Annotated in this window: 23 protein-coding genes and 1 riboswitch; of the genes, 16 read left to right on the top strand and 7 right to left on the bottom strand. The window is 70.9% G+C overall.

All coding sequences use genetic code 11. The annotated features are described in order from the left end of the window. Positions 1-30: 30 nt before the first annotated feature. The 8 genes from rpe (at position 31) to ACFY1L_RS17330 (ending at position 8,108) form a co-directional block, all read left to right on the top strand. The gene (rpe, locus tag ACFY1L_RS17365; protein ID WP_388824192.1) at positions 31-717 is read left to right on the top strand and encodes a ribulose-phosphate 3-epimerase; all 687 of its coding nucleotides are present in this window, start codon (positions 31-33) and stop codon (positions 715-717) included. A 78-nt stretch (positions 718-795) separates the two neighbouring features. Next, a complete protein-coding gene (locus tag ACFY1L_RS17360; protein ID WP_388824190.1) occupies positions 796-1,839 on the top strand; it encodes a sugar-binding transcriptional regulator in 1,044 nt (347 codons plus the stop codon). 131 nt (positions 1,840-1,970) lie between these two features. Further along, on the top strand, positions 1,971-2,387 hold the full coding sequence (locus ACFY1L_RS17355) for a barstar family protein (protein ID WP_388824188.1): 417 nt from the start codon (positions 1,971-1,973) through the stop codon (positions 2,385-2,387). 171 nt (positions 2,388-2,558) lie between these two features. After that, entirely contained in the window at positions 2,559-4,001 is a 1,443-nt protein-coding gene (locus ACFY1L_RS17350) for a GuaB1 family IMP dehydrogenase-related protein (RefSeq protein WP_388825377.1), read from the top strand. 73 nt (positions 4,002-4,074) lie between these two features. Further along, positions 4,075-4,563: a GNAT family N-acetyltransferase gene (locus ACFY1L_RS17345; protein WP_388824186.1), complete on the top strand. Its 489-nt coding sequence runs from the start codon at positions 4,075-4,077 to the stop codon at positions 4,561-4,563. A 233-nt stretch (positions 4,564-4,796) separates the two neighbouring features. Next, entirely contained in the window at positions 4,797-6,275 is a 1,479-nt protein-coding gene (locus ACFY1L_RS17340; RefSeq protein ID WP_388824184.1) for an amino acid permease, read from the top strand. 38 nt (positions 6,276-6,313) lie between these two features. Next, positions 6,314-6,766 carry an Lrp/AsnC family transcriptional regulator gene (locus ACFY1L_RS17335; protein ID WP_388824182.1) on the top strand — a complete coding sequence of 151 codons (453 nt, stop codon included), beginning with the start codon at positions 6,314-6,316 and terminating at the stop codon, positions 6,764-6,766. Positions 6,767-6,902: 136 nt separating this feature from the next. Continuing rightward, positions 6,903-8,108, top strand: coding sequence for an MFS transporter (locus ACFY1L_RS17330; protein ID WP_388824180.1), 1,206 nt, complete (start codon positions 6,903-6,905; stop codon positions 8,106-8,108). Here ACFY1L_RS17330 and ACFY1L_RS17325 read toward each other — a convergent pair. Further along, entirely contained in the window at positions 8,077-8,625 is a 549-nt protein-coding gene (locus ACFY1L_RS17325; protein ID WP_388824178.1) for a hypothetical protein, read from the bottom strand. The genes ACFY1L_RS17330 and ACFY1L_RS17325 overlap by 32 nt on opposite strands. Before the next feature lie 296 nt (positions 8,626-8,921). On the opposite strand from ACFY1L_RS17325, the gene ACFY1L_RS17320 reads away from it, so the two are divergent. Both ACFY1L_RS17320 and ACFY1L_RS17315 read left to right on the top strand, forming a co-directional pair. After that, positions 8,922-9,710 carry a carbon-nitrogen hydrolase family protein gene (locus tag ACFY1L_RS17320; RefSeq protein ID WP_388824176.1) on the top strand — a complete coding sequence of 263 codons (789 nt, stop codon included), beginning with the start codon at positions 8,922-8,924 and terminating at the stop codon, positions 9,708-9,710. Positions 9,711-9,765: 55 nt separating this feature from the next. After that, on the top strand, positions 9,766-11,466 hold the full coding sequence (locus tag ACFY1L_RS17315; protein WP_388824174.1) for a flavin monoamine oxidase family protein: 1,701 nt from the start codon (positions 9,766-9,768) through the stop codon (positions 11,464-11,466). Here the strand turns inward: ACFY1L_RS17315 and ACFY1L_RS17310 are convergent. Beyond that, a complete protein-coding gene (locus ACFY1L_RS17310) occupies positions 11,463-12,395 on the bottom strand; it encodes an LLM class F420-dependent oxidoreductase (RefSeq protein WP_388824172.1) in 933 nt (310 codons plus the stop codon). The genes ACFY1L_RS17315 and ACFY1L_RS17310 overlap by 4 nt on opposite strands. Positions 12,396-12,483: 88 nt before the next feature. Then, on the bottom strand, positions 12,484-13,179 hold the full coding sequence (locus ACFY1L_RS17305) for a DUF5995 family protein (protein ID WP_388824170.1): 696 nt from the start codon (positions 13,177-13,179) through the stop codon (positions 12,484-12,486). Positions 13,180-13,361: 182 nt separating this feature from the next. Between ACFY1L_RS17305 and ACFY1L_RS17300 the strand changes: the two genes are divergently transcribed. Beyond that, the gene (locus ACFY1L_RS17300) at positions 13,362-14,474 is read left to right on the top strand and encodes a glycoside hydrolase family 6 protein (RefSeq protein WP_388825374.1); all 1,113 of its coding nucleotides are present in this window, start codon (positions 13,362-13,364) and stop codon (positions 14,472-14,474) included. Here ACFY1L_RS17300 and ACFY1L_RS17295 read toward each other — a convergent pair. Further along, complete coding sequence (locus ACFY1L_RS17295) at positions 14,456-15,859, bottom strand: uracil-xanthine permease family protein (protein ID WP_388824168.1); 1,404 nt, start codon at positions 15,857-15,859, stop codon at positions 14,456-14,458. The two genes, ACFY1L_RS17300 and ACFY1L_RS17295, sit on opposite strands and share 19 nt — an antisense overlap. A 138-nt stretch (positions 15,860-15,997) precedes the next feature. Between ACFY1L_RS17295 and ACFY1L_RS17290 the strand changes: the two genes are divergently transcribed. After that, positions 15,998-17,257: an alginate lyase family protein gene (locus ACFY1L_RS17290; protein WP_388824166.1), complete on the top strand. Its 1,260-nt coding sequence runs from the start codon at positions 15,998-16,000 to the stop codon at positions 17,255-17,257. Between the two features lie 90 nt (positions 17,258-17,347). On the opposite strand, the gene ACFY1L_RS17285 is transcribed toward ACFY1L_RS17290, so the two are convergent. Beyond that, a complete protein-coding gene (locus tag ACFY1L_RS17285) occupies positions 17,348-18,562 on the bottom strand; it encodes an MFS transporter (RefSeq protein ID WP_388824164.1) in 1,215 nt (404 codons plus the stop codon). Between the two features lie 164 nt (positions 18,563-18,726). Between ACFY1L_RS17285 and ACFY1L_RS17280 the strand changes: the two genes are divergently transcribed. After that, a complete protein-coding gene (locus ACFY1L_RS17280; RefSeq protein WP_388824162.1) occupies positions 18,727-19,953 on the top strand; it encodes an ROK family transcriptional regulator in 1,227 nt (408 codons plus the stop codon). 18 nt (positions 19,954-19,971) lie between these two features. Here the strand turns inward: ACFY1L_RS17280 and ACFY1L_RS17275 are convergent, their stop codons facing one another. Continuing rightward, entirely contained in the window at positions 19,972-20,712 is a 741-nt protein-coding gene (locus tag ACFY1L_RS17275) for an SDR family oxidoreductase (protein ID WP_388824160.1), read from the bottom strand. Positions 20,713-20,851: 139 nt separating this feature from the next. Next, positions 20,852-21,739, bottom strand: a complete 888-nt coding sequence (locus ACFY1L_RS17270) for an RNA polymerase sigma-70 factor (RefSeq protein WP_388824158.1) — start codon at positions 21,737-21,739, stop codon at positions 20,852-20,854. 231 nt (positions 21,740-21,970) lie between these two features. Next, a riboswitch (FMN riboswitch) is annotated at positions 21,971-22,101 on the top strand. A 146-nt stretch (positions 22,102-22,247) separates the two neighbouring features. Between ACFY1L_RS17270 and ACFY1L_RS17265 the strand changes: the two genes are divergently transcribed. Genes ACFY1L_RS17265 through ACFY1L_RS17255 form a run of 3 tightly spaced genes read left to right on the top strand, consistent with a single transcriptional unit; the run spans position 22,248 to position 24,777 of the window. Continuing rightward, a complete protein-coding gene (locus ACFY1L_RS17265) occupies positions 22,248-22,853 on the top strand; it encodes a riboflavin synthase (RefSeq protein ID WP_388824156.1) in 606 nt (201 codons plus the stop codon). Next, positions 22,850-23,491 carry a nicotinamide riboside transporter PnuC gene (pnuC, locus tag ACFY1L_RS17260; RefSeq protein WP_388824154.1) on the top strand — a complete coding sequence of 214 codons (642 nt, stop codon included), beginning with the start codon at positions 22,850-22,852 and terminating at the stop codon, positions 23,489-23,491. The genes ACFY1L_RS17265 and pnuC overlap by 4 nt, the downstream gene beginning before the upstream one ends. Further along, positions 23,488-24,777 (top strand): bifunctional 3,4-dihydroxy-2-butanone-4-phosphate synthase/GTP cyclohydrolase II, encoded by a 1,290-nt coding sequence (locus tag ACFY1L_RS17255; RefSeq protein WP_388824152.1) that lies wholly within the window; start codon positions 23,488-23,490, stop codon positions 24,775-24,777. Before pnuC ends, ACFY1L_RS17255 begins: the two co-directional genes overlap by 4 nt. The last annotated feature ends 7 nt before the right edge of the window (positions 24,778-24,784 follow it).

Below are 24,784 nucleotides of genomic sequence, written 5' to 3'. Positions count from 1 at the left end.
AAACGTGCCCGGACATGGCAGGCTTGGGTCATGGCCGTGCAGATCAACCCCAGCATCCTGTCCGCCGACTTCGCCCGCCTCGCGGACGAGGCGAAGGCGGTCGAAGGAGCCGACTGGCTCCACGTAGACGTCATGGACAACCATTTCGTCCCGAACCTCACGCTCGGTGTGCCGGTCGTAGAGTCCCTGGCCCGTGCGACGGACACCCCGCTGGACTGCCATCTGATGATCGAGGCCCCCGATCGCTGGGCCCCGCAGTACGTCGAAGCGGGGGCCGGATCCGTCACCTTCCACGTCGAGGCGGCCACCGCTCCGGTGCGACTCGCCCGGGAGATCCGGGCCAAGGGCGCGCGCGCCTCCATGGCGCTTCGGCCCGCGACGCCCATCGAGCCGTACGAGGACCTGCTCCCCGAGCTCGACATGCTGCTGATCATGACCGTGGAGCCGGGCTTCGGCGGGCAGGCGTTCCTCGACATCATGCTCCCGAAGATTCGCCGCACCCGCGAGTTGATCAGCAAGCACGGTCTCGAGCTGTGGCTCCAGGTCGACGGCGGAGTCTCCGCCGCCACCATCGAGCGCTGTGCGGAGGCCGGCGCGGACGTCTTCGTCGCGGGTTCGGCGGTGTACAACGCCGACGACCCGGCCGAGGCGGTACGTGCACTGCGCAACCAGGCGGAGGCGGTGACCGCGAAGGCGTCCTGGGCATGCGACCACTGAGCCACAGGTACGTGAACGGAGCCCATCGGGGCGGATCAACTGCGCCGGATCTGCAAGGATGAACGGCGAATCCAGAGTGTGAACAGCAGTGAGGAGATCGCCGTGTCGGGTATGTCGGCGGGCCGGTCAGCAGTGCGGATGGGACCCGCTGAGCTGGTGCAGGCGGCGGCCATGGCCCGCCGCTTCTACCTCGAGGGCAAGTCCAAGATCCAGATCGCGGAGGAGTTCGGCGTCAGCCGCTTCAAGGTGGCCCGGGTCCTGGAGACGGCTCTCGAACGGGATCTCGTACGCATCGAGATCCGCGTCCCGGCCGAGCTGGACGCCGAGCGCTCGGACGCGCTGCGCGCCCGCTACGGCCTCAGGCACGCCGTCGTGGTCGAGTCGCCGGCCGAGGCCGAGGACTCGCCCGACCCGGAGAACCTCGGTGAGGTGGCCGCCGACCTGCTCGGCGAACTCGTCAACGAGGGCGACGTGCTCGGCCTTGCCTGGGGCCGCTCCACCATCCACATGGCCGCGGCCCTGGACCGGCTGCCGCCGTGCACGGTGGTGCAGCTGACGGGCGTGTACGACGCCGGGACCGCCGAGCGCGGCTCCGTCGAGGCCGTGCGCCGGGCCGCGCAGGTGTCCGGCGGCGACGCGCACCCCATCTACGCGCCGATGCTGCTGCCGGACGCGGCGACCGCGGCGGCGCTGCGCAACCAGACCGGGATCGCCCGGGCCTTCGAGTACTTCGACAAGGTCACCGTCGCCTGCGTCTCCATCGGTTCCTGGGAGCCGGGCATCTCCACGGTGCACGACATGCTCAGCGACGAGGAGCGCGCGCACTACGCCTCGCTCGGCGTCGCCGCCGAGATGTCCGCGCACCTCTTCAACTCCGAGGGGCGCCGCGTCGGCCGGGACCTCGGCGAGCGGTGCATCACCGTCAAGGCGGACCAGCTCCGTCGTATCCCCGAGGTCGTCGCGATCGCGGGCGGGTCGCGCAAGGCGTCCGCCATCGACGCGGTGCTGCGCTCGGGGCTCGTCACCAGCCTGGTGACGGACACGTCGGCGGCGGACGTCCTGATGACGGCGGGTCAGACACCGAAGCCGGCGCTCAACAGGGCGGATCCGGACGGGCCCTGACGGAGGGGACCCCGACGGAGGGGCGAACACGTCGGGCTCGCGCGAGCGCAGGGCCCGGCGGATTGTCATCGGGCGGGCGACGAGATCTACTACACCGGTGATCACTACTCGTCGTTCAGGGCGGTGCTGAGATGACCCACGACCCGCTCGTCCAGGTCCTGTCGGGGGACACGCCACCCGGCGTGCTGTCCTGGCCCGCCGAACTGCCGGCGCAGCGAGCCCTGGACGAAGCCCGCGACGCGGGCTGGGAGACGGCCGTTCTGGAGCTGTCCGGAGTCCTGGACAAGGCCGGGCTCATGGCGGCGAGCGCGGTCGCGCTGCGGCTGCCCGACTGGTTCGGCGCCAACTGGGACGCCCTCGCCGACTGCCTGACCGACCTGTCATGGTGGCCCGCCGAGCGGGGACGGCTGATCCTCGTGCGGAACTGGCAGGCGTATGCGGCGGCCGATCCCAAGGGCTGGGGTGTTCTGCAGGAGATCTTCGCCGACGCGGCGGCCCACTGGCGCGACACGGACACGGGTCTGGCCGTCGTGATGACGCTGGGCTGATCAGCACCGACCTCAGGGCGATGTCGGAGGATGACACGAACGGTCCGTCGGCCTGCCTGGACGTTCCGACCAGGCCGTGCATACCCGTCGACATGGGACAATGAAGTACGTGCTCTTCCCCCTGGCTGACCTGTCCGGGGGCCACCTCTGAACGACTGGGATGTGCAGCACGTGCGTTTCCTCAACGACATCCAGCCCGCGTACGACCTGACGTACGACGACGTCTTCATGGTTCCGAGCCGCAGTGCGGTCGGCTCGCGGCAGGGCGTGGACCTCAGCTCCCCGGACGGCACGGGCACCACGATCCCGCTGGTCGTCGCCAACATGACCGCCATCGCCGGGCGCCGCATGGCCGAGACCATGGCCCGGCGCGGCGGGCTCGTGGTCATCCCGCAGGACATCCCGATCGAGGTCGTCACCGACGTCGTCTCCTGGGTGAAGAGCCGCCATCACGTGCTCGACACCCCGATCGTTCTCACCCCGCACCAGACCGTCGCCGACGCACTGGCCCTGCTGCCCAAGCGGGCGCACAACGCCGGTGTGGTCGTCGACGAGGCGGGCCGGCCCGTCGGTGTCGTCACCGACCAGGACCTGACCGGCGTCGACCGCTTCACGCAGCTCGAGGTCGTCATGTCCAAGGACCTGCTGCTGCTCGACGCGGACATCGACCCGCGCGAGGCCTTCAACCGCCTGGACCACGCCAACCGCCGCTACGCGCCCGCCGTCGACAAGGACGGCCGCCTCGCCGGCATCCTCACCCGCAAGGGCGCCCTGCGCGCCACGCTGTACACCCCGGCCGTCGACGCGAACGGCAAGCTGCGCATCGCCGCCGCCGTCGGCATCAACGGCGACGTCGCGGGCAAGGCCAAGCAGCTGCTCGACGCGGGCGTGGACACGCTCGTCATCGACACCGCGCACGGCCACCAGGAGTCGATGATCGCCGCGATCAAGGTGGTGCGGGCGCTCGACCCGCAGGTGCCGATCGTCGCCGGCAACATCGTCGCCGCGGAGGGTGTGCGGGATCTGATCGAGGCCGGCGCCGACATCATCAAGGTCGGTGTCGGACCCGGCGCCATGTGCACCACCCGCATGATGACCGGCGTCGGCCGGCCGCAGTTCTCCGCGGTTCTGGAGTGCGCGGCCGAGGCCAAGAAGTACGGCAAGCACGTGTGGGCCGACGGCGGTGTCCGGCACCCGCGCGACGTCGCCATGGCGCTCGCGGCCGGTGCGTCCAACGTGATGGTCGGGTCCTGGTTCGCGGGGACGTACGAGTCGCCGGGCGACCTGCAGCAGGACGCCAACGGCCGCCTCTACAAGGAGTCGTTCGGCATGGCGTCCGCGCGGGCCGTGGCCAACCGGACGTCCGACGAGTCGGCGTACGACCGTGCCCGCAAGGCGCTGTTCGAGGAGGGCATCTCGACCTCCCGCATGTTCCTCGACCCGGTCCGGCCGGGCGTCGAGGACCTGATCGACTCGATCATCGCGGGCGTCCGCTCCTCCTGCACCTACGCCGGCGCGGGCTCCCTGGAGGAGTTCGCCGAGAAGGCCGTCGTCGGCATCCAGAGCGCCGCCGGCTACGCGGAGGGCAAGCCGCTGCATGCCAGCTGGAGCTGAGCCAAGTCCCTGGCGTACGGCCCCCGTTGAAATTCGGGAGCCGTACGCGTGCCGGGGCTCTACCGTCGGGGGCATGGAGATCACCGTCTGCCGGGCCGCCGATGTGCCGCTGCTCGACCGGTACATGGGCGCGACCGCGGCCACGTCCTTCCACGCCCGCCGGTTCGCGCGCCAGGAGGCGGGGGAGTGCACGTACCTCGTCGCCTGGCTGGACGGGCGGCCCGTCGGGCACACGGAGATGCGCTGGATCGGCTGCGACGCTCCCGAAGTCACCGTGGACTGCCCCGAGATCGGCGGTTTGGGCGTCTGGCCGGAGGAACTGCGCTCGCGCGGCATCGGCACCCAACTGATCCGTGCCGCCGAGGAGTTGGCCCGGGAGCGGGACCTGCCGGTGGTCGGCATCGGCGTGGGCAGGGACAACCCGCGCGCCGCCACGCTGTACGCCCGGCTCGGATACCGCCCGGTGGTCGACTACCTGGACCGCTACACGTACGTCGGCACGGACGGCGTGGAGCACGAATGCGTCGACCCGTGCACGTTCCTGACGAAGCGGTTGGCGTAACCGTCCCCTCGCAACGTCCGAAAACGCCCGCGCAACGAAACCGCGCACGGATGCGATGAACGCAAGGATCTTGCGGGTATGCGCAAGGTTGCTGCATTACGCCCGTGAAGGCCTGGCAAATAGGGTCATGCGCTGTACGTGGCGTGGCGGGGACCCCGCTCGGTGGGTTCCTGCTCGCGCAGGCATGCCGCCGGTCCCCGCCGCCCAGACAGCAGCGACGAAGGAGTCAGCGCGTGCTGGATCAAGGCGCACCCCCGACCGACCGCACCCCGACAGCCCCACAGTCCCCGGGCGCCGTCGCGCGCCTCATGCGGCGCAAGCCGGTGGAACGCCTGGTCGCGGAGGGCGGCCAGGGCGAGGGTGGCAGCCTGCGGCGCTCCCTCGGATTGTGGCAGCTCACCATGATCAGCATCGGTGCCACCCTCGGCACCGGCATCTTCGTGGTCCTCGGCGAGGCCGTCCCCAAGGCCGGTCCCGCCGTCACCCTCTCCTTCGTGATCGCCGGTCTCACGGCGCTCTTCTCGGCCCTCTCGTACGCCGAGCTGGCGGGCACCATCCCGGTCTCCGGCTCCTCGTACTCGTACGCATACGCAACGATGGGCGAGCTGATCGCCTGGATCTGCGGTTGGTGTCTGGTCCTGGAGTACGGCGTCTCGGTCGCCGCCGTGGCCGTCGGCTGGGGCGAGTACCTCAACGAGCTGCTCGACGGGACGATCGGGGTCACGATCCCGGACGCCCTGTCGGCCCCGCCCGGTGACGGCGGCGTCTTCAACCTGCCCGCGCTGATCGTCGTCCTCCTTGCCATGGCGTTCCTGATCGGTGGCGCCCGGGAATCCGCGCGTGCCAACACCGTCATGGTGTGCGTGAAGATCGCCGCGCTGGTGCTGTTCTGCGCGATCGGCATCCAGGGGTTCAGGTCCGGGAACTACGAGCACTTCATGCCGCTCGGCATGGCGGGTGTGAGCGCCGCCGGGGCGACGCTGTTCTTCTCGTACATCGGCTTCGACGCGGCCTCCACCGCCGGTGAGGAAGCGACGAACGCACAGCGCGACCTGCCCCGCGCCATCATGCTGTCGCTGGTCATCGTCACCGCGCTGTACGTGCTCGTCGCGGCCGTCGCCGTCGGTGCCAAGCCCTGGCGGCGGTTCAACGACTCCGAAGCCGCGCTCGCCCAGATCATGCGGGACGTCACGGGACAGAGCTTCTGGGGCACCCTGCTCGCGGCCTGCGCCGTCATCGCCATCGCGAGCGTCGTGCTGACCGTGCTCTACGGCCAGACCCGCATCCTCTTCGCGATGTCCCGCGACGGGCTCGTGCCCAAGGTGTTCGCCAAGGTCCACCCGAAGACCGGCACGCCCCGCGCCAACACCGTGATCGTGTCGCTGTTCTGCGGTGTGCTCGCCGCCGCGATCCCGCTCGGGCAGCTCGCCGACGCCACCAGCATCGGCACGCTCTTCGCCTTCGCCCTGGTCAACATCGCCGTGGTGGTGCTGCGCCGGACCCGCCCGACCATGACCCGCACCTTCCGCGTCCCGCTCTCGCCGGTCCTGCCCGCGCTGGGCTTCGCGTTCTGCGTCTGGATGATGGGCAGCCTGTCCGCCGTCACCTGGGTGGTCTTCGGTGTCTGGATGGCCGTCGGGCTCGTGTTCTACTTCGGGTACGGGTATCGGCGATCCCGCCTCGCCGCACCGGAAGTGCCCGCAAACACCTGAAGTGCCCGCGCCACCAGAAGTGAAGTGAACGACCCCCAGTGCTGAACGATCTCGACGAACGCATCGTGCACGCCCTCGCCGAGGACGCCCGCCGCTCCTACGCGGACATCGGGCAGCTCGTCGGCCTGTCCGCGCCCGCCGTGAAGCGGCGCGTGGACCGGCTGCGCGCCACCGGTGCCATCACCGGGTTCACCGTACGGGTGGACCCGTCGGCCCTCGGCTGGGAGACCGAGGGGTTCGTCGAGATCTACTGCCGGCACAACACCTCGCCGGAGGTCATCCGGCGGGGCCTGGAGCGCTACCAGGAGGTCGTGGCCGCGTCGACCGTCACCGGCGACGCGGACGCGATCGTCCAGGTCTTCGCCTCCGACATGCGGCACTTCGAGCGGGTCCTGGAGCGGATCGCCGGGGAGCCGTTCGTCGAGCGCACCAAGTCCGTGCTGGTGCTGTCGCCGCTGCTGCGCCGCTTCTCGTCGGGTTCGCCGACGTAATACCCCTGACGGGTGCGCCGGGTCTGTCTACCATCGGTGACATGACCTGGCGACATTGATCCACCAGCCGTGCCTCCCGAGGGCCGCCTCGGACGCCGTACTCCGAGCGTCCGAACTGTCCCTGCGGGAAGGCCTCATGACACTCTCACCTGCACGCGTGCCCGCCGCCACCGGCGTGCGGCGGCTCACGGCCACGCTGTACGGCTACGCGTTCCTCGACGACTTCGTCCTGCTCTACCCGGTGTACGCGCTGCTGTTCAGCGACACCGGTCTGTCCGTCTGGCAGCTGTCCTCGCTGTTCGCCATCTGGTCGATCACCGGCGTGGTGCTGGAGGTGCCCTCCGGCGCCTGGGCCGACGCCGTCTCCCGGCGGCTGCTGCTCTGGGTCGGGCCGCTGCTCACCGCGGCCGGCTTCGCCCTGTGGGTGCTCACCCCGTCGTACTGGGCCTTCGCCCTCGGCTTCGTGCTGTGGGGCGCGCGCGGAGCGCTCGGCTCCGGTGCGCTGGAGGCCCTCGTCTACGAGGAGCTGGAGCGGCTCGGTACGGCCGATCGGTACGCCCACGTCATGGGCCGGGCCCGGGCCGCGGGGCTCGTCGCGGTCATGGCGGCGATGGGCCTCGCCGGGCCCGTGTTCGCCTGGGGCGGCTACCCGGCCGTCGGCGCGGCGAGCGTGCTGGCCTGTCTGGCCTCCGCCGCGACGGCAGCCCGGTTCCCGGAGCACCGGGTGCCGGGGGAGAGCGGCGGCGACAGCTGGGCCGTGACCCTGAAGGCCGGGCTCGCGGAGGTCCGGCGGGACCGGTCGCTGCGCGGGGCGATCCTGCTCATCCCCGTCGTCAGCTCCGTATGGAGCGCGCTCGACGAGTACACACCGCTGCTCGCGCGGGACACCGGCGTGGCCGAGGCGACGGTGCCGTATCTGCTCCTGCTGATCTGGACTGGCGCGACGGCCGGGAGCCTGCTGTCCGGCCGGTTCGAACGCCTCGGGACGCCGGGACTCGCCTGGCTGCTCGGCGGAGCGGCCGTGGCGCTGGCCGTGGGCGCCGCGGCCCGGACCCCGGTCGCCCTCGGCCTTGTCGCCCTCGCCTTCGGCGGCTTCCAGTTGGCGACCGTCCTGGCCGACGTCCGCCTCCAGCAGCGCATCGACGACACCGGCCGGGCCACCCTCACCTCGGTCGCGGGCCTGGGCACGGAACTGGTCACGGTCGCCGTGTACGCCGGTTATGCGGCGATCGCGACGAGGACCGAACACAGCACCGCCTTCGCGCTGTTCGCGCTGCCGTATCTGGTGACGGCGGTGCTGCTGGCCCTGACTAGAAGCCCGGCTGCCAAGGCACGACCCTGAAATCGCCGGTGCCCTTCCTGACCTTCTCGAACGGCGCCGAACTCACGCACTTGGGCAGGTCCTTCGGCCCCATGTCCTCGCTCGCCGCCCAGCTGTACCCGAGCCGGTCGACACCGCCCGTGTCGTGGACGGTGATGCCCACGCGGTGACCCTTGACCCCGTCCAGATCGGTGTCCGTGATGACGCCGGAGACGACGGCCACCTTGCCGCCGGTGACCAGGCAGTCGACCTTCGCCTTCGCCCAGCCGCCCTCGCCGTTCGCCGCGTAGTGGCTCCAGCGGAAGCTGCCGGTGGCCTTGAGCGGGTTGTCGTTGTCCTTCGCCGCGAGATGGGCGTCGAAAGTGAAGGTGATGTCGTCGCCCGCGACGCGGTAGAGCTTCGCGGTTCCGGTGAGCGCGGCGGCCTCTCGTTGCGGGGGGCCGCCGTCTCCGGATGCCACGGCGGCTCCTGTCGCGCCGGCGGTGAGCAGGAGCACGGCCCCGAGCACGGCGATCCTCGTGCGAGTACGACGCTGCATGACGGTCCTTTCTGCAGGTGAAGCGGACGCTCACCACTGTCCCGGCGCCGCGCCCCGACCACATCGCGCCCGAGTCGGCACCCCGCCTCCGCCGCCCGGCGGGGGCACCACCGCGCCCTGCGCCTCCAGGAGGACCGGAACTACGCCTGACGGCGCGCAACGAATCGCCGCCGGACGGACGCCGCACGCAACGAACCGCTCATCAGCGCGCAACGGCTCCTTCTTGCTGGTCCGAGCCCCGCGCCCGTACCGTCTAAGTGACCCCCAGAACCCTTCCGTACCGTTGAGGAACCAGCATGCGCACCGCCCTGCTCCAGAGCTCCGGACGCCCCGGCTCCGTCGTCGAGAACCTCAAGGTCCTCGACGCTGCCGCGGGCCGTGCCGCCGCCGCGGGGGCCGGGCTGCTGGTGGCGCCGGAGATGTTCCTGACCGGCTATGCGATCGGCGACGACATCGGCCGCCTCGCCGAGCCCGCCGACGGCGACTCCGCGGACGCGATCGCCGACCTCGCCGGACGGCACGGGCTCGCGATCGCGTACGGGTATCCGGAGCGGGACGGCGAGACGGTCTTCAACTCCGCCCAGCTGATCTCCGCCGAGGGCATCCGCCTCGCGAACTACCGCAAGACCCACCTCTTCGGCTGCTTCGAACGCGAGCACTTCACGCCGGGAGAGCAGCCGGTCGTCCAGGCCGAGCTGGGCAGCCTCCGCATCGGCCTCATGATCTGCTACGACGTCGAGTTCCCGGAGAACGTCCGCGCCCACGCCCTGGCCGGCACCGACCTCCTGGTCGTCCCGACGGCGCAGATGCACCCCTTCCAGTTCGTCGCCGAGTCGATGATCCCGGTGCGTGCCTTCGAGAACCAGATGTACGTCGCCTACGTCAACCGGGTCGGCCAGGAAGGTGAGTTCGACTTCGTCGGGCTCTCCGCGCTGGCCGGTCCCGACGGGGTCGCCCGGGCCCGGGCCGGCCGCGGCGAGGAGCTCGTCTTCGCCGACGCCGACCCCGCCTTCCTCGCCGCCTCCCGCGAGGCGAACCCGTACCTGAAGGACCGCCGCCCCGGCCTCTACGGGTCCCTGGTCTGAAGCCCCGCAGAAAAAGCCTCCCCTCAGTAGCTTTCGTGCAAGGAGTCCGTACCCCATGACGTCCACCGTGCCCAACGCCGTCGAGCACGCAGACGAGCACCAGCCGCCGATCACCATGTTCGGCCCGGACTTCCCGTACGCGTACGACGACTTCCTCGCCCATCCGGCGGGCCTCGGCCAGATACCGGCGACCGAGCTCGGCACCGAGGTCGCGGTCATCGGCGGCGGCCTGTCCGGCATCGTGGCCGCGTACGAGCTGATGAAGATGGGTCTCAAGCCCGTCGTGTACGAGGCCGACCGGATCGGTGGGCGCCTGCGGACCGTCGGCTTCGACGGCCCCGGCACCGACGGGCTCACCGCCGAGATGGGCGCGATGCGCTTCCCGCCCTCCTCCACGGCGCTCCAGCACTACATCGACCTGGTGGACCTGAAGACCCAGCCCTTCCCCAACCCCCTTGCGGAGGCGACCCCTTCGACCGTCGTCGACCTCAAGGGCGAGTCGCACTACGCCGAGACGATCGACGACCTGCCGCAGGTCTACCGCGATGTCGCCGCCGCCTGGAACAAGTGCCTCGAAGAGGGCGCCGACTTCTCCGACATGAACCGCGCGATGCGCGAGCGCGACGTGCCGCGCATCCGCGAGATCTGGGCGAAGCTGGTCGAGAAGCTCGACAACCAGACCTTCTACGGCTTCCTCTGCGACTCGGAGGCCTTCAAGTCCTTCCGGCACCGCGAGATCTTCGGCCAGGTCGGCTTCGGTACCGGCGGCTGGGACACCGACTTCCCCAACTCCATCCTGGAGATCCTCCGCGTCGTCTACACCGAGGCCGACGACCACCACCGCGGCATCGTCGGCGGCAGCCAGCAGCTGCCGCTGCGCATGTGGGAGCGCGAGCCGGAGAAGATCGTCCACTGGGCCCACGGGACCTCGCTGGCGAAGCTGCACGAGAACGGCGAACCGCGCCCGGCCGTGACCCGGCTGCACCGCACGGCGAAAAACCGCATCACCGTGACGGACGCCAACGGAGACATCCGTACGTACAAGGCGGCGATCTTCACCGCCCAGTCCTGGATGCTGCTCTCGAAGATCGCCTGCGACGACTCGCTCTTCCCGATCGACCACTGGACGGCGATCGAGCGGACCCACTACATGGAGTCGTCGAAGCTCTTCGTGCCCGTCGACCGGCCGTTCTGGTTGGACAAGGACGAGGAGACCGGCCGGGACGTCATGTCGATGACGCTCACCGACCGTATGACGCGCGGGACTTACCTCCTCGACGACGGTCCCGACAAGCCGGCCGTCATCTGCCTCTCCTACACCTGGTGCGACGACAGCCTGAAGTGGCTGCCGCTGTCCGCGAACGAGCGGATGGAGGTCATGCTGAAGTCGCTCGGCGAGATCTATCCGAAGGTCGACATCCGCAAGCACATCATCGGCAACCCGGTGACCGTGTCCTGGGAGAACGAGCCGTACTTCATGGGCGCGTTCAAGGCCAACCTGCCCGGCCACTACCGCTACCAGCGGCGCCTGTTCACGCACTTCATGCAGGACCGGCTGCCCGAGGACAAGCGGGGCATCTTCCTCGCCGGCGACGACATCTCCTGGACGGCCGGCTGGGCCGAGGGCGCGATCCAGACCGCGCTGAACGCGGTCTGGGGCGTCATGCACCACCTCGGTGGCACGACCGACGCGACCAACCCGGGCCCGGGTGACGTGTACGAGGAGATCGCGCCGGTCGAGCTGCCGGAGGACTAGATCCCGGCGGCACGTGCCTTCTCGTACACCTCGGCGGCGAGGTCCTTGAGCTCCTGGGCGTCGCGCAGGTCGTGCTGGAGATCGACGAGGATCTCGTCGATTCCGACCTCGGCATGCGCGACCAGGTCCTCGACGATCTGGTCGACGCTGCCGTGGAAGGGCTGACGGTCGGCGCCTACGTAACCCCCCGGCCGGTAGCGGGTGTTGGCGCGCAGAACCGTCTGGATCGGCTCGGTGCGCCCGCGTTCGGCGGCCAGTTCCTGCAGCTCCTTCCACTGCGCGGCCAGCGCCTCGGGACCCCCCATGCCGACCGGCAGCCAGCCGTCGGCATGGTCGACGAGGCGGCGCCTGGCCTTCTTGGAACCGGCCGCCAGCAGGATCGGGATGGGCCGGGCGGGCTTGGGCCCGACGACGGACGGGTTGATCGTCGTGACGCGTCCCTCGTACGACACCGGGTCCGGGCCCCAGACCGCGCGGCACACCTCGATCAGCTCGTCCAGGACCTGGCCGCGCTCCTCGAAGGGGCGCACGGAGGCGGCCGCGTACTCGTCGAGCGACCAGCCCGTGCCCAGGCCCGCGACGACCCGGCCGCCGCTCGCCGCGTCCAGCGTGGCCAGGGCCTTGGCGAGCTGGAACGGCACATGCAGCGGGGCGACCAGGACGCTGCTGCCGAGCCGGGCCCGCCGGGTGGCCGCGGCGGCGAGGGTCAGCGTGACCAGGGGCTCGGCGACGCCACGGTACGCGTCCGGCCAGGGCAGGCCCTCGATGCCGTACAGGCCCTGGATGGCGGGATCCGGGACCAGCAGCCGCTCGTACACCCAGAGGCTCTCGTAGCCGATCTCCTCGGCGGTGCGCGCGACGTCGGGGACGTCCCTGCCGAGGTCGTACTGCTTGTTCTGGGGGAGTCCGAGTCCGAGCCGTACCGGCATACCTGTGCTCCTTTGCAGTAGGTCCGCTTCTGTCGAACGTACAACGTTCATCCAGGAGTTGAGGGGCCTCGGCGGAGGAGTGGCCGGATCAGTCCGGCAGCGGCGTGAGCAGCATGCGGCCCGCGAAGCCCACCGCTGTGTCCAGGCGCTCGGTGAACTCGGCGGCGACGTCCGGCAGTCCGCGCAGGGCCCACAGCGCACGCGCCGCGGTCCAGGTGGCGTCCCGGGCGCGCTCGAGGCTCCACGCGCCGAGCAGATGGGTCAGCGGGTCGGCGATCTGGAGGAGGTCGGGGCCCGGCATCAGATCTTCGCGGATGCGCTCCTCCAGCGAGACGAGGAGGTCACCCACGCGGTCGAACTCGTCCTCCAGCTCGGCCGGTTCGCAGCCGAGGCTACGACAACTGTCCACCACGGCGAGCGCCAGGTCGTGGCCGATGTGCGCGTTGATGCCCGCAAGCGCGAACTGCAGCGGACGTACTCCGGGATGACGGCGCAGCTGGAACAGGGGCCGCCAGCAGGCCGGCGGTCGACGCTCGCGGGCGACCGCGTCGACGGCGGCCAGATAGCGTTCCGCGAACCGCACGTCCAGCGTGATCGCGGCCCGGGAGTCCGGGAACCCACCGCCGTCGATACGCCGGTCGACCGCCTCGGTGACGGCGAGGTAGACGCGGTTGAAGACGGCCACGCCGTCGCGCTCGGGCAGGGTGGCGTCCAGTGCGCGCATACGTGAGACGACTGTGTCGACTGTGTCCACGGGTTTGGTGAACTGTTCCAATTGCCCCATGGGGGAAGGGTCCCAGTCATAGGCTGACGGGAATGTCGGCGGGCCCGGCGCTTCCCCAGAACGGGGGAACGCACGAGTCGCAGGGCCGGAAAAGTGGGGGGAGCGGTACGGTGCCAGGCTTACGCGCGCAGCGGCTGGCGGCACGCAGGGCCGAGCGCAGGCGCGCCGCCCGGCGCGGTGCCATGGTCGCGGCGGCCTCGGTCGTGGTCGCCGTCGGAACGGTGACCGGCATGGTCTCGGCCCTCGACGACGGCCGTGGCGCCGACGAGGCGAAGCCCGAGGTGACCAGTTCGCCGCGGCTGGAGCAGCTGCCGGTGGTGCCGTCCCCGTCGGCCACGGCCACCAAGTCCGCCTCGCCGACGCCGAGTTCGTCGAAGAAGGCCAGTCCTTCGCCGACGAAGACGGAGAAGAAGCGGCAGCCGGCCGCCGTGTCCGCCCGCCTCTACCGCCACCCCGACTCCCAGGTGCTCGACTGGGTCCGCTCCCACCCGGGCGACCCGCGCACGTCGGTCATAGAGTCGCGCATCGCCGACCAGCCGGCCGCGGTGTGGTTCGCCGACTACACGCCCGCGACCATCGCCTCCCGGGTCCGCGCGGTCACCTCGGGCGCCGCGGCGCAGGGCCGGGTGCCGGTCGTGGTGCCGTACGCGATACCGGGCCGCGACTGCGGCGGCGCCTCCGAGGGCGGGGCGCCCGACCTTTCCGCGTACGACGCCTGGATCGAGAACTTCGCGGCGGGACTGGGCTCGGGCGAGGTCGTCGTAGTCCTGGAACCCGACTCCATAGCCCAGTCCGACTGCCTCTCCGAGGGCGGGCGCGCCGACCGCTTCGCCTCGTTGGCCCGCGCCGGCCGCGTCCTCAAGGCCGTGAACCCGAACGCCCGGGTCTACTACGACGCCGGCCACTCCGGCTGGAACGCCCCCGGCAAACAGGCCGCGCTGCTGAAACAGGCGGGCGCCGCCTCGGCCGCCTCCTCCGACGGGATCTTCAGCAACGTCTCCAACTTCCACACCACGTCCGACGAGATCGCCTACGACCGACAGGTCCTCGCCGCCCTCGGCGGACCGTCGGACCTGGGCGCCGTCATCGACACCAGCCGCAACGGCAACGGCGCCCCCGCCGACGGCCAGTGGTGCGACCCGGCGGGCCGCAGGATCGGCCGCGCGCCGACGCTCAGCACGGGCGCGGCGCGCATCGACGCGTATCTGTGGGTGAAGCTGCCGGGGGAGTCGGACGGCTGCAAGGGGTCGCCGGGGACGTTCACACCGTCGTACGCCTACGACTTGGCGCGCTGACCGTCGTCCCGAGCGGCTTCGTCGTACGACGAGGTCCCCTCGTCCAGCAGCGGATGCTGCGTCTTGAGGTGGGCCGGGGCGAACGCCCGCAGCGCGTGGTAGCCGGTGATGACGACCAGCGTGCCCAGCGCGATTCCGCTGAGGGAGAAGTTGTCGGTGAACTTCATCGTGACGTTGCCGACGCCGATGATGATGCCCGCGGCGGCCGGGACCAGGTTCAGCGGATTGCGCAGGTCCACCCGGGAGTTGGTCCAGATCTGGGCGCCGAGCAGGCCGATCATGCCGTAGAGGATGACGGTGATGCCGCCGAGGACGCCGCCCGGGATGGCGGCCACCACTGCGCCGAACTTCGGGCAGAGGCCGAAGAGAAGGGCGAAGCCGGCGGCGGCCCAGTAGGCGGCGGTCGAGTAGACGCGGGTCGCGGCCATCACGCCGATGTTCTCGGAGTACGTCGTGTTGGGCGGGCCGCCGACCGCGGTGGACAGCACCGAGCCGATGCCGTCGGCCGCGATCGCCGTGCCGAGCTTGTCGTCCAGCGGGTCGCCGGTCATCTCGCCGACCGCCTTGATGTGCCCGGCGTTCTCGGCGACGAGGGCGATGACGACGGGCAGGGCGACGAGGACGGCCGACCACTGGAAGGACGGCCCGTGGAAGGAGGGGAGTCCGATCCAGTCGGCCTTGCCGACGCCGGAGAGGTCGAGCCGCCAGTGATCCGTGAGCCTGCCGCTCGCGTCGACCGAGTGGATCTTGCCGAAGATACGGTCGAAGGCCCACGAGATGCCGTAGCCGAAGACCAGCCCGAGGAAGATCGCGATCCGTGACCAGAAACCGCGCAGACAGACGACGGCCAGACCGGTGAACAGCATGACCAGCAGGGCCGTCCACTGGTCCTGCGGCCAGTAGGTGGAGGCCGTGACGGGCGCGAGGTTGAAGCCGATCAGCATCACGACCGCGCCGGTGACGATCGGCGGCATCGCGGCATGGATGATCCGCGCGCCGAAGCGCTGCACGGCAAGACCGACGAGGAACAGCACCACTCCGACGACGAGCACCGCTCCGGTGACGGTGGCGCTCGTGCCGCCCTGCGCGCGGATCACGGCGGCCACGCCCACGAACGACAGCGAGCAGCCCAGGTAGCTGGGCACTCGACCGCGGGTCGCGAGCAGGAAGATCACGGTCGCGACGCCCGACATCATGATCGCGAGGTTGGGATCCAGGCCCATCAGCACCGGGGCCACGAAGGACGCGCCGAACATGGCCACCACGTGCTGGGCGCCGAGGCCGACCGTGCGGGGCCAGGAGAGGCGTTCGTCGGGGCGTACCACCGCTCCGGGCGCGGGAGTTCGGCCGTCTCCGTGCAGCTTCCAGCGCACGCCGAGGTCCATGGTGGGGTTTCGCTTTCTCTGTACGTGAAGTCTGTCCGGACCATTGTCACGGGTACCTCGGGGTTCTACGCTCGCACGGTCCTACTCATGAACCGTGTTCACATTCCTGACCAGTCGTTCGATGGATCGGAGTGCTAGATGAGAGGAAGATCCCGTGCGGCCGTCCTGCTGGCCGCGATGGTGAGTCTCGGAGCCGTCCTCGTCCCCTCGGCACATGCGACCCCGAAGGCCCCGGACACCGCCGTCCTCGACGGCAGCCGGCTGCAACAGACGAAGGTCCGGCTGGACCGGGGCGATCCCCAACTGCGCCGCGCCCTGCGCAACTTGACGACCCGCGCCGACAACTGGCTTGCCCAGGGCCCCTGGACGGTCGTCGACAAGCCGAAGCCCGCACCCGGCGGCGACGTCCACGACTACCTCAGCCAGGCCCCCTACTGGTGGCCCACCACGACCCCGACCGCCGACAACCCGTGGGGCTGCCCCTACGTCCAGCGCGACGGACAGCGCAACCCCGAGGTCGACTCCGGCACCGACCGCCAGGACGTCGAGCACGTCTTCGACTCGACATACGACCTGTCCCTGGCCTGGTACTACACGGGCAAGCGGCAGTACGCCGAGAAGGCGGCCCAGATCCTGCGCGCCTGGTTCCTCGACCCGGCCACCCGGATGAACCCGAACCTGAACCACGCGCAGTTCATCCCCTGCAAGTACGACGGCCGGGCCATCGGCATCATCGACTTCTCGCAGTCGTACACGAGCGTGCTCGACGCCCAGGCCGTCCTCGCGACCGGAGCCCCGGGCTGGAGCGCCAAGGACCGCACCGCCATGGGCAAGTGGAACTCCGACTTCCTCGGCTGGCTGAAGAACAGCGACTTCGGCAAGGAGGAGGGCGCGGCGGCCAACAACCACGGCACGTTCTACGACATGCAGCTCGCCGCCCTCGCATACGCGACCGGCGACAAGGCGCTCGCCCGGCGGACCGTCCTCGACGCGCGCGCCAAGCGCATCGACCCGCAGATCGCCGCCGACGGCAGCCAGCCGCAGGAGCTCGCGCGGACGCGGAGCTGGCACTACTCGACCTTCGACCTGGTCGCGTACACCCGGCTCGCCGCCATCGGCCGGCACGTCGGCGTGAACCTGTGGGCCTATCAAGGGCCGGACGGACAGGGCCTGTTCAAGGCCGTGGACTATCTGCTGCCCGCCGCGACCGGGGCCGCCGCGTGGCCGTACCCGGAGCTGGAGTTCCACCGCTTCGCGGCGGCCGACGTGGTGCACGCGGCGGCGGACGCGGGGGACAGGGCGGCGCAGAAGGCCGTACCGAAGCTGGAGGCACCGCCCGGCGGTGACCTCTGGGCGCTGCGCCCGGCGGCCGAGCAGCTGGACTCCATAGCGGGCTGACCAGGCCTTCCGACCGGGACTCCTGAGCGTCCGCTCGGGATGGAGTGTCCCCACCGCTCCGTCCCGCGACGCCCGGGAGTCCCTCCGGCTTCAGGGCCGCGGGTCGGGAACCGCCGCGGCCTGCGGACCGACCTCGGACCGGGTGCGGCGGTCGCCGGTGCGCAGTACCCCCGCGAAGACCGCGAGGCCGCCGGACAGGACGGTCACCAGCACGAACGACACCACCAGGCTCGTCGCCTGCGCCACCCCGCCGATCAGGCTGGGCGCGATCAGGCCCGAGGTGTAGGTGATGGTCGCGACGCCCGCGATCGCCTGGCTCGGGTTCGGGCCGCTGTGGCCCGCCGCCGCGAAGCACAGCGGTACGACGACGGCGATGCCGAGACCGAGCAGCGCGAACCCTGTCATCGCCACGGCCGGGTGGCCCGCGAAGACGATCAGCAGCCCGCCGAGCACGGCGAACCCGCCGCCCGCCCGCACCGTGCGGACCGCGCCGAAGCGGTTCACCACCGCGTCGCCCGCGATCCGGGCCAGCGCCATGGTGAGCATGAAACCGGTCGTGCAGGCCGCGGCGAGGCCCGCCGAGGTGTCCAACTGGTCGCGGAGGAAGACCGCCGACCAGTCGAGACTGGCGCCCTCCGCGAACACCGCGCAGAAGCCGACGGTGCCGATCAGCAGCGCGGACTTCGGCGGCAGCGCGAACCGGGGCGGCGGCTCCTCGTCCTCGGCGGGCTGCAGGTCGAGGACCCACTGACAGGCCAGCACGCCGAGGAGGGTGAGGGTGGCCGCTGCCAGCGCGAAGTGCAGGCGCGCGTCCGAACCGAGGTGCGCGGCGAGCGTGCCGCCCGCAGAGCCGATCAGGGCGCCCGCACTCCACATGCCGTGCAGACCGGACATGATCGACTTGTTCAGCTGGTGCTCGATCTCGACGCCGAGCGCGTTCATCGCGACGTCGGCCATGCCCGCGCTCGCGCCGTACGCGAACATCGCCAGACACAGGGTGGGCATGTTCGGCGCGAGGGACGGCAGCACGAGGGCCAGCGTCCACAGCGCGATCAGTCCGCGCAGCGCCGTCCGGCTGCCGAAACGGTGGCTGATCCGGCCGGCCAGCGGCATGGAGCAGGAGGCGCCGAATGCCGTGAAGGCGAGCGCGAAGCCCAGCTGACCCGCGCTCAGCCCCGCGTGGTCCTGGATCCACGGCACGCGCGTCGCGAAGGAGCCGGTGACCGCGCCGTGCACGGCGAACACGGCGGCCACGGCGTACCGCGCCCGCCTCACCTCGCGCAGGTCGTAGACCACGTCGCCCATTCTCGGCCCCCTCCGGTTCCCGCTGGAATTTCTCCGGTTCTCACTCGCGCCGCGTAAACTATCAGGGACCCTGCCTGATAGATAGAGGATTAATGGCCGCGGCCACGGGACGGGGACATCCGGCCGCCCCCTGCGCGGCCCCGTCGATCTGGGAGGATCCCGGCATGCCCGCATCACCGAGCACCGCCCGGGCCATCAACGACCGGCTCGCCCTGCGTCTGCTCCAGCAGGAGGGCCCGTTGACGGCAGGGCAGTTGAAGCAGCTGACCGGCCTGTCCCGGCCGACCGTGGCCGACCTCGTGGAACGCCTCACGGCATCCGGCCTGATCACCGTGGTCGGCGAGGCGGGCGAACAGCGGCGCGGGCCGAACGCGCGGCTGTACGGCATCGTCGCCGACCGGGCCCACCTCGCGGCGCTGGACGTACGTACCGAAGGCGTCCGGGTGGTCGTCTCCGACCTGATCGGCGGGGTGCTCGCCGAAGCGTCCGTGCCCATCGGCGGCGACATCGGGACCGGACCCGCGGTGGAACAGTCCGTCGCGCTGGTCGAACGCGTGGCGAAGGAGGCCGGGGCGGACCGGCTGCACACCGTCGGCATCGGCGCCCCCGGCCTGATCGACCCGTCCACCGGCGAGCTCCGCGACTCCTCGGGCCTGCCGGAATGGCACCGTCGCCTGTGCGCAGCCCTTCAGGAACGCTTTCCCGAGGCCCGCGTCAACGTCGAGAACGAGACCAACCTCGCGGCGCTGGCGGAACAGCGCGACGGCGTGGCCCGCGACCGGGACACGTTCGTGCTGCTGTGGCTGGGGCACGGCACGGGCGCGGCGGTGGTCCTGGACGGCGCGCTGCGGCGCGGTGCCTCAGGCGGCACCGGGGAGATCGGCTTCCTGCCGGTGCCGGGGTCGAGCGGACTGCCCTCGGCGACGGACTGCGAGGGCGGTTTCCACTCGCTGGCGGGATCGGCGGCGATCGTGGAGCTGGCGGGGGAGTACGGAGTGGCGGCGGAGGGTGTGGAACGCGAACCGGTCGCCGCAGCCGTCGTACAGGCGGCGGTGGCCGTTGTTTCGGGGACGGATGCAGGAAGCGGCGTGCTCGTCCCCGATGCCGGGTCCGCGGCCGGTTTCCTGGACGCCCTGGCCGACCGGCTCGCCGTGGGTGTCGCCTCCGTCGTGGCGATCCTCGACCCCGGATGCGTCGTCCTGGGCGGCGAGGTCGGACAGGCCGGCGGAGACGAGCTTGCCGCCCGCGTGGAGGAACGGGTCCGCCGGATGTCGCCGCTGCCCATCGAGGTCCGCGCCGGCGAGCTCGGTGGCGGTGCCGTGCTGCGCGGAGCGCTCCTCACCGCACGGGACCGCGCTCAGGACGAGCTGTTCGCACCTCCCGAACGCTGACCCGTCGCCTGAGGTGGCTCACCTCTGCCGTCGCGCCAGGTATTCCTCGAACGTCCCCTTCCCCACAGCGTGTTCCGACGTGAGGTGCCCGCCCTCGCGGAAGGCCCGGTACGCCTTGCCCCACAGCGGCACGCTCACGACCGCCCGCCGGCGTCCCGCCGCCTTGAGGTAGGCGCGGGCCAGCGACTCGAAGGTGCGGATCTCCGGCCCGCCCATGTCCTCGACCCGCCCGGCGGGCTCGCCCACCGCCAACTCGGCCAGCCGGTCCGCGACTTCGGCCACCTCGATCGGCTGGTCCCGCACATCGGCAGGCAGCAGCACGACCGGCGACTTGGACAGCGCCTTGAGCAGCATCACCGGCAGATCGTGGAACTGGGTCGTCCGCAGCACCGTCCAGCCGAGCCCCGACTCCTCGATCGCCTTCTCGATGGCGAGCTTGGCCTTGTAGTAGCCGAACGGAACCCGGTCGACACCGACGATCGAGATGAAGACCAGATGACCCACCCCGGCCCGGCGCGCCGCCGCGATCAGATGCGCGGCCGCCTTCTCGTCGCCGCCGGTCTTCGTGGTCGCACAGTGCACGATCGTGTCCACGCCCTCGACCGCCGCGTCCAGCCCGGCACCGCCCTGGCGCAGATCGACGGCGTACGGCTCCCTGTGCCGGCTCAGCACCCGCACGTCGTGCCCGTCCGCCCGCAGCCGCGCGGTGACGAGCCGGCCGAGGGTTCCGGTCCCGCCGGTCACCAGGATCGTGGTCATGCTGTTCAGCCCCTTCTGACGCGGGGCGCTCCCGGGTGGAGCGCCCTACGTGAGCTGAGACCGGGCAGCCGGTGTGGAATGTGACATGCCACTGCGGGTGGTATGTCACATACCGCCGCGGGTGGAATGTGACATAGCACTACGACCGCGCGAGCTGACGGCGCACAAAGCCCAGCTTGTCCGGATTCACCACGGCTCGCACATGCGCGATAAGACCGTCGCGGACATCGAACGCGACCACGGCGACGAGCGTGTCGCCCGCCCAAGCGGCCAGCCCGGGCTCGCCGTTGACCTCGGTCGTCGTGAAGTCCAGGCCCGCGGCGAACCTCTCGGCGCCGCCCGCCGTGAGCCGGGCGACCTTGTCGCGGCCCTCGACCGGCCGCCGGGCCGCGCTGACCTTGCCGCCGCCGTCGCTCGTCCAGGTCACATCGGCCGCCAGCAGCTTCTCCAGACCGGCCAGATCACCGTCCCGGGCCGCCGTGAGGAACGACGCGACGAGCTCCTCCTGCAGCTCGGGCGCCGGCTCGAACCGGGACTGCGGCTCGCCCACCCGCTGCACCGCCCGCCGGTACAGCTGACGGCAGTTGGGCTCGGTCAGGTCCAGTACGCCGGCGATCTCGCGGTGCCCGTAGCCGAACGCCTCCCGCAGCACGTACACCGCGCGCTCGGTCGGGGTGAGCCGCTCCAGCAGTACCAGCATCGCCATCGACACGGCGTCGCGCTGCTCGGCCGACTCCAGCGGGCCGAGGGCGCCGTCCGAGGTGACCACCGGCTCCGGCAGCCAGGCCCCCACGTACTGCTCGCGCCGGGCCCGCGCCGAAGTCAGCCGGCTGAGGCAGAGGTTGGTGACGACCTTGGCGAGCCAGGCCCCCGGATACTCGATGCCGGCGCGGTCGGCGCCGCTGAAACGCAGATACGCGTCCTGTACGGCGTCCTGCGCCTCGTCGGCCGAGCCCAGCATGCGGTAGGCCAGACCGAACAGGCGTGGGCGGTGACTCTCGAACTCCTCGGCGAGCGCAGTCGTCATACCCATCACCCTGCCAGAGCCCGGCCGGACACGGATGATGAGGCCCGGCGGCGGGCAAGGGCCGTCGTCACCACCGCCGGGCCGGTCTGCGAAGATCCCGAAAGGACTAGACCAAAGGGTCCATCAGGGAAGGCGGGTTGAGAAGTCCAGCGACGTCCCTTGTGAGCCACCCCACACCGTTCACCCGTATGGACCTCGATCAGGCGTGGCACACTGGCTCTGTACCAGAAGCAGCGCACTCCGGGGTCGGTGAAAGTCCGAACCGGCGGTTACAGTCCGCGACCCGGCCGCTTCCAGCGGCCGGTTGACCAGGTGAAATTCCTGGACCGACGGTTAAAGTCCGGATGGGAGGCAGTGCGCGGCGGGCGGGCATTCGTGCGCGCCGCCGTATCGGTCCGTCCTGCGGGACGGGTGCGTCCGGCGTCGCCCCCGGTGTCCCTGCTCGTACATTCTGTCGTCATCGACAGCCCCGGAGTCCGTGCCCCGATGTGGCAGGAGGACCCGGGAAGTGTTCACCGGAATCGTCGAAGAGCTGGGCGAGATCACCGCCGTCGAGAACCTCGGCGACGCCTGTCGCTTCCGAGTGCGGGGCCCCGTCGTCACCGAAGGCGCGAAGCACGGTGACTCCATCGCGGTGAACGGCGTCTGCCTCACCGTCGTCGAGCACGAGGGCGACGAGTTCACTGCTGACGTCATGGCGGAGACCCTCGACCGCTCCAGCCTCGGTGCCATCGCCGCTGGCTCCCGCGTCAACCTCGAGCGCCCCACCGCCGTGGGCGCACGCCTCGGCGGCCACATCGTGCAGGGCCACGTCGACGGCACCGGCCGGGTCCTCGAGCGCAAGCCGTCCGAGAACTGGGAGATCATCAAGATCTCCCTCCCCGCGGAGCTGACCCGCTACGTCGTCGAGAAGGGCTCCATCACGGTCGACGGCATCAGCCTCACCGTCGTCGGCGCCGGCCCGGACTACTTCACGGTCAGCCTCATCCCGACCACCCTCGCCCTGACCACGCTCGGCATCAAGCAGCCCGGCGACCCGGTCAACCTCGAGGTCGACGTCGTCGCCAAGTACGTCGAGCGCCTGCTCGCCAGTTCGCAGGGGGCGGCCAAGTGAACTGGCTGAACTCCGAGGCGTTCACCCTCCTCGACCAGCGCATCATCTGGTCGGACATGATCGGCAACATCCTCGGCCTGATCACCCTGGCCCTCGGCTGGCGCCGCTCCCTGCTGACCTGGCCGGTCCAGTTCCTCTCCGGCGTGGTCCTCTTCATCGCCTTCTACGGCCACCTGGCGGGCAGCGCCGGCAAGCAAGTCGTCGTCATGGTGGTCGCCCTGTACGGCTGGTGGCAGTGGAACCGCAACAAGGGCCAGTCGGAGGACGGCCACATCGCCCCGCGCTTCGCCACCTGGCGCGAGCGCGGCGCGATGATCGCCGCCGCCGCGGTCGGCACGGTCGCGGTCGCCCTGCTCTTCAAGGCCTACCCGTCCCTGTCCTGGGACCCCTGGCCGGACGCCTACATCTTCGTCGGCACCATCGTCGCCATGTACGCCCAGGCGCGCGGCATGGTCGAGTTCTGGATCGCCTGGCTCCTCGTCGACCTGGTCGGCGTCCCCCTCAACTTCGCCAACGGCTACGCCTTCTCCGGCTTCGTCTACGTCATCTACGGCGCACTCGTCCTGTGGGGCATGCGCGACTGGTGGCTGCGCTCCCGCAGGACGTCGCAGCCCGTCCTGGAAGGAGCGCCGGCATGACCGCGGCACCGATTCTCTACAGCACCGACGGCATCGAGGACTGGTCGCTCGACCCGATCGAGCAGGCCATCGCCGACATCGCGGCCGGCCGCCCGATCGTCGTCGTCGACGACGAGGACCGCGAGAACGAGGGCGACCTCGTCGTCGCCGCCGAGAAGGTCACCCCCGAGATCGTGGCCTTCATGATGAGCGAGTGCCGCGGCCTGATCTGCGCCCCCATGGAGGGCGAGGAGCTGGACCGGCTCGAGCTCCCGCAGATGGTCCAGGACAACACCGAGTCGATGAAGACCGCCTTCACGGTCTCCGTCGACGCCTCCGGCGCGCACGGCGTGACCACCGGCATCTCGGCCGCCGACCGCGCCACCACGCTCCAGCTCCTGGCGAGCGGCGACGCCGAGGCGACCGACTTCGTCCGCCCCGGCCACATCTTCCCGCTCCGTGCCCGGGCCGGCGGCGTCCTGACCCGCAACGGCCACACCGAGGCCGCCGTCGACCTCGCCCGCCTTGCGGGCCTGCGCCCGGCCGGCGCGATCGTCGAGATCGCCGGCGAGGACGGCCGCATGCTGCGCCTGCCCGAGCTGATCCCGTTCGCCCGCAAGCACGGCCTGACGATCATCTCCATCGAGGACCTGATCGCCTACCGCCGCACCAGCGAGCCCACCGTGCGCCGCGAGGCCGAGACTCATCTCCCCACCGCCCACGGCGAGTTCAAGGCCTACGGCTACCGCTCCACCGTCGACGGCGTCGAGCACGTCGCCCTCGTCCACGGCGAGATCGGCGACGGCGAGGAGGTCCTGGTCCGCGTCCACTCCGAGTGCCTGACCGGCGACATCTTCTCCTCCCTGCGCTGCGACTGCGGCCCCCAGCTGGACGCCTCCCTGGAGCGCATCCAGGCCGAGGGCAGGGGAGTGGTGGTCTACCTGCGCGGCCACGAGGGGCGCGGCATCGGTCTGCTGTCCAAGCTGCGCGCGTACGAGCTCCAGGAGCGCGGCCGTGACACCCTCGACGCCAACCTCGAGCTCGGCCTGCCCGCCGACGCCCGGGACTACGGCGCAGGGGCCCAGATCCTGGAGGACCTGGGCGTCCGCAGCGTGCGCCTGATGACCAACAACCCCGACAAGACGGATGCTCTTGTCCGCCACGGCCTCAAGGTCACCGGCCGCGAGCCGATGCCCGTACAGGCGGGCGAGCACAACCTCCGCTACCTGCGCACCAAGCGGGACCGGATGGGACACGACCTGCCCTGGCTGGACGCCACCCCGGTGTCCACCTGCAGCAACCAGTAACAGCACC

It is taken from the genome of Streptomyces sp. NPDC001663, assembly GCF_042893105.1.
Classification (GTDB): domain Bacteria; phylum Actinomycetota; class Actinomycetes; order Streptomycetales; family Streptomycetaceae; genus Streptomyces.
The sequence above is the reverse complement of the archived record's forward strand: the minus strand, read 5'-3'. Positions and strand labels throughout refer to the sequence as shown.

Excerpts from the sequence above, each read along its gene's own strand:
- ACFY1L_RS17285 (WP_388824164.1), bottom strand. The coding sequence starts at position 18,562 with ATGGGCGACGTGGTCTACGACCTGCGCGAGGTGAGGCGGGCGCGGTAC.
- ACFY1L_RS17355 (WP_388824188.1), top strand. The coding sequence starts at position 1,971 with ATGACCCACGACCCGCTCGTCCAGGTCCTGTCGGGGGACACGCCACCC.
- ACFY1L_RS17325 (WP_388824178.1), bottom strand. The coding sequence starts at position 8,625 with ATGCAGCGTCGTACTCGCACGAGGATCGCCGTGCTCGGGGCCGTGCTC.
- ACFY1L_RS17320 (WP_388824176.1), top strand. The coding sequence starts at position 8,922 with ATGCGCACCGCCCTGCTCCAGAGCTCCGGACGCCCCGGCTCCGTCGTC.
- ACFY1L_RS17280 (WP_388824162.1), top strand. The coding sequence starts at position 18,727 with ATGCCCGCATCACCGAGCACCGCCCGGGCCATCAACGACCGGCTCGCC.
- ACFY1L_RS17295 (WP_388824168.1), bottom strand. The coding sequence starts at position 15,859 with ATGGACCTCGGCGTGCGCTGGAAGCTGCACGGAGACGGCCGAACTCCC.
- ACFY1L_RS17270 (WP_388824158.1), bottom strand. The coding sequence starts at position 21,739 with ATGACGACTGCGCTCGCCGAGGAGTTCGAGAGTCACCGCCCACGCCTG.
- ACFY1L_RS17345 (WP_388824186.1), top strand. The coding sequence starts at position 4,075 with ATGGAGATCACCGTCTGCCGGGCCGCCGATGTGCCGCTGCTCGACCGG.
- ACFY1L_RS17315 (WP_388824174.1), top strand. The coding sequence starts at position 9,766 with ATGACGTCCACCGTGCCCAACGCCGTCGAGCACGCAGACGAGCACCAG.
- ACFY1L_RS17330 (WP_388824180.1), top strand. The coding sequence starts at position 6,903 with ATGACACTCTCACCTGCACGCGTGCCCGCCGCCACCGGCGTGCGGCGG.
- ACFY1L_RS17275 (WP_388824160.1), bottom strand. The coding sequence starts at position 20,712 with ATGACCACGATCCTGGTGACCGGCGGGACCGGAACCCTCGGCCGGCTC.
- ACFY1L_RS17300 (WP_388825374.1), top strand. The coding sequence starts at position 13,362 with ATGGTCGCGGCGGCCTCGGTCGTGGTCGCCGTCGGAACGGTGACCGGC.
- ACFY1L_RS17310 (WP_388824172.1), bottom strand. The coding sequence starts at position 12,395 with ATGCCGGTACGGCTCGGACTCGGACTCCCCCAGAACAAGCAGTACGAC.
- ACFY1L_RS17290 (WP_388824166.1), top strand. The coding sequence starts at position 15,998 with ATGAGAGGAAGATCCCGTGCGGCCGTCCTGCTGGCCGCGATGGTGAGT.
- ACFY1L_RS17255 (WP_388824152.1), top strand. The coding sequence starts at position 23,488 with ATGACCGCGGCACCGATTCTCTACAGCACCGACGGCATCGAGGACTGG.
- ACFY1L_RS17305 (WP_388824170.1), bottom strand. The coding sequence starts at position 13,179 with ATGGGGCAATTGGAACAGTTCACCAAACCCGTGGACACAGTCGACACA.
- rpe (WP_388824192.1), top strand. The coding sequence starts at position 31 with ATGGCCGTGCAGATCAACCCCAGCATCCTGTCCGCCGACTTCGCCCGC.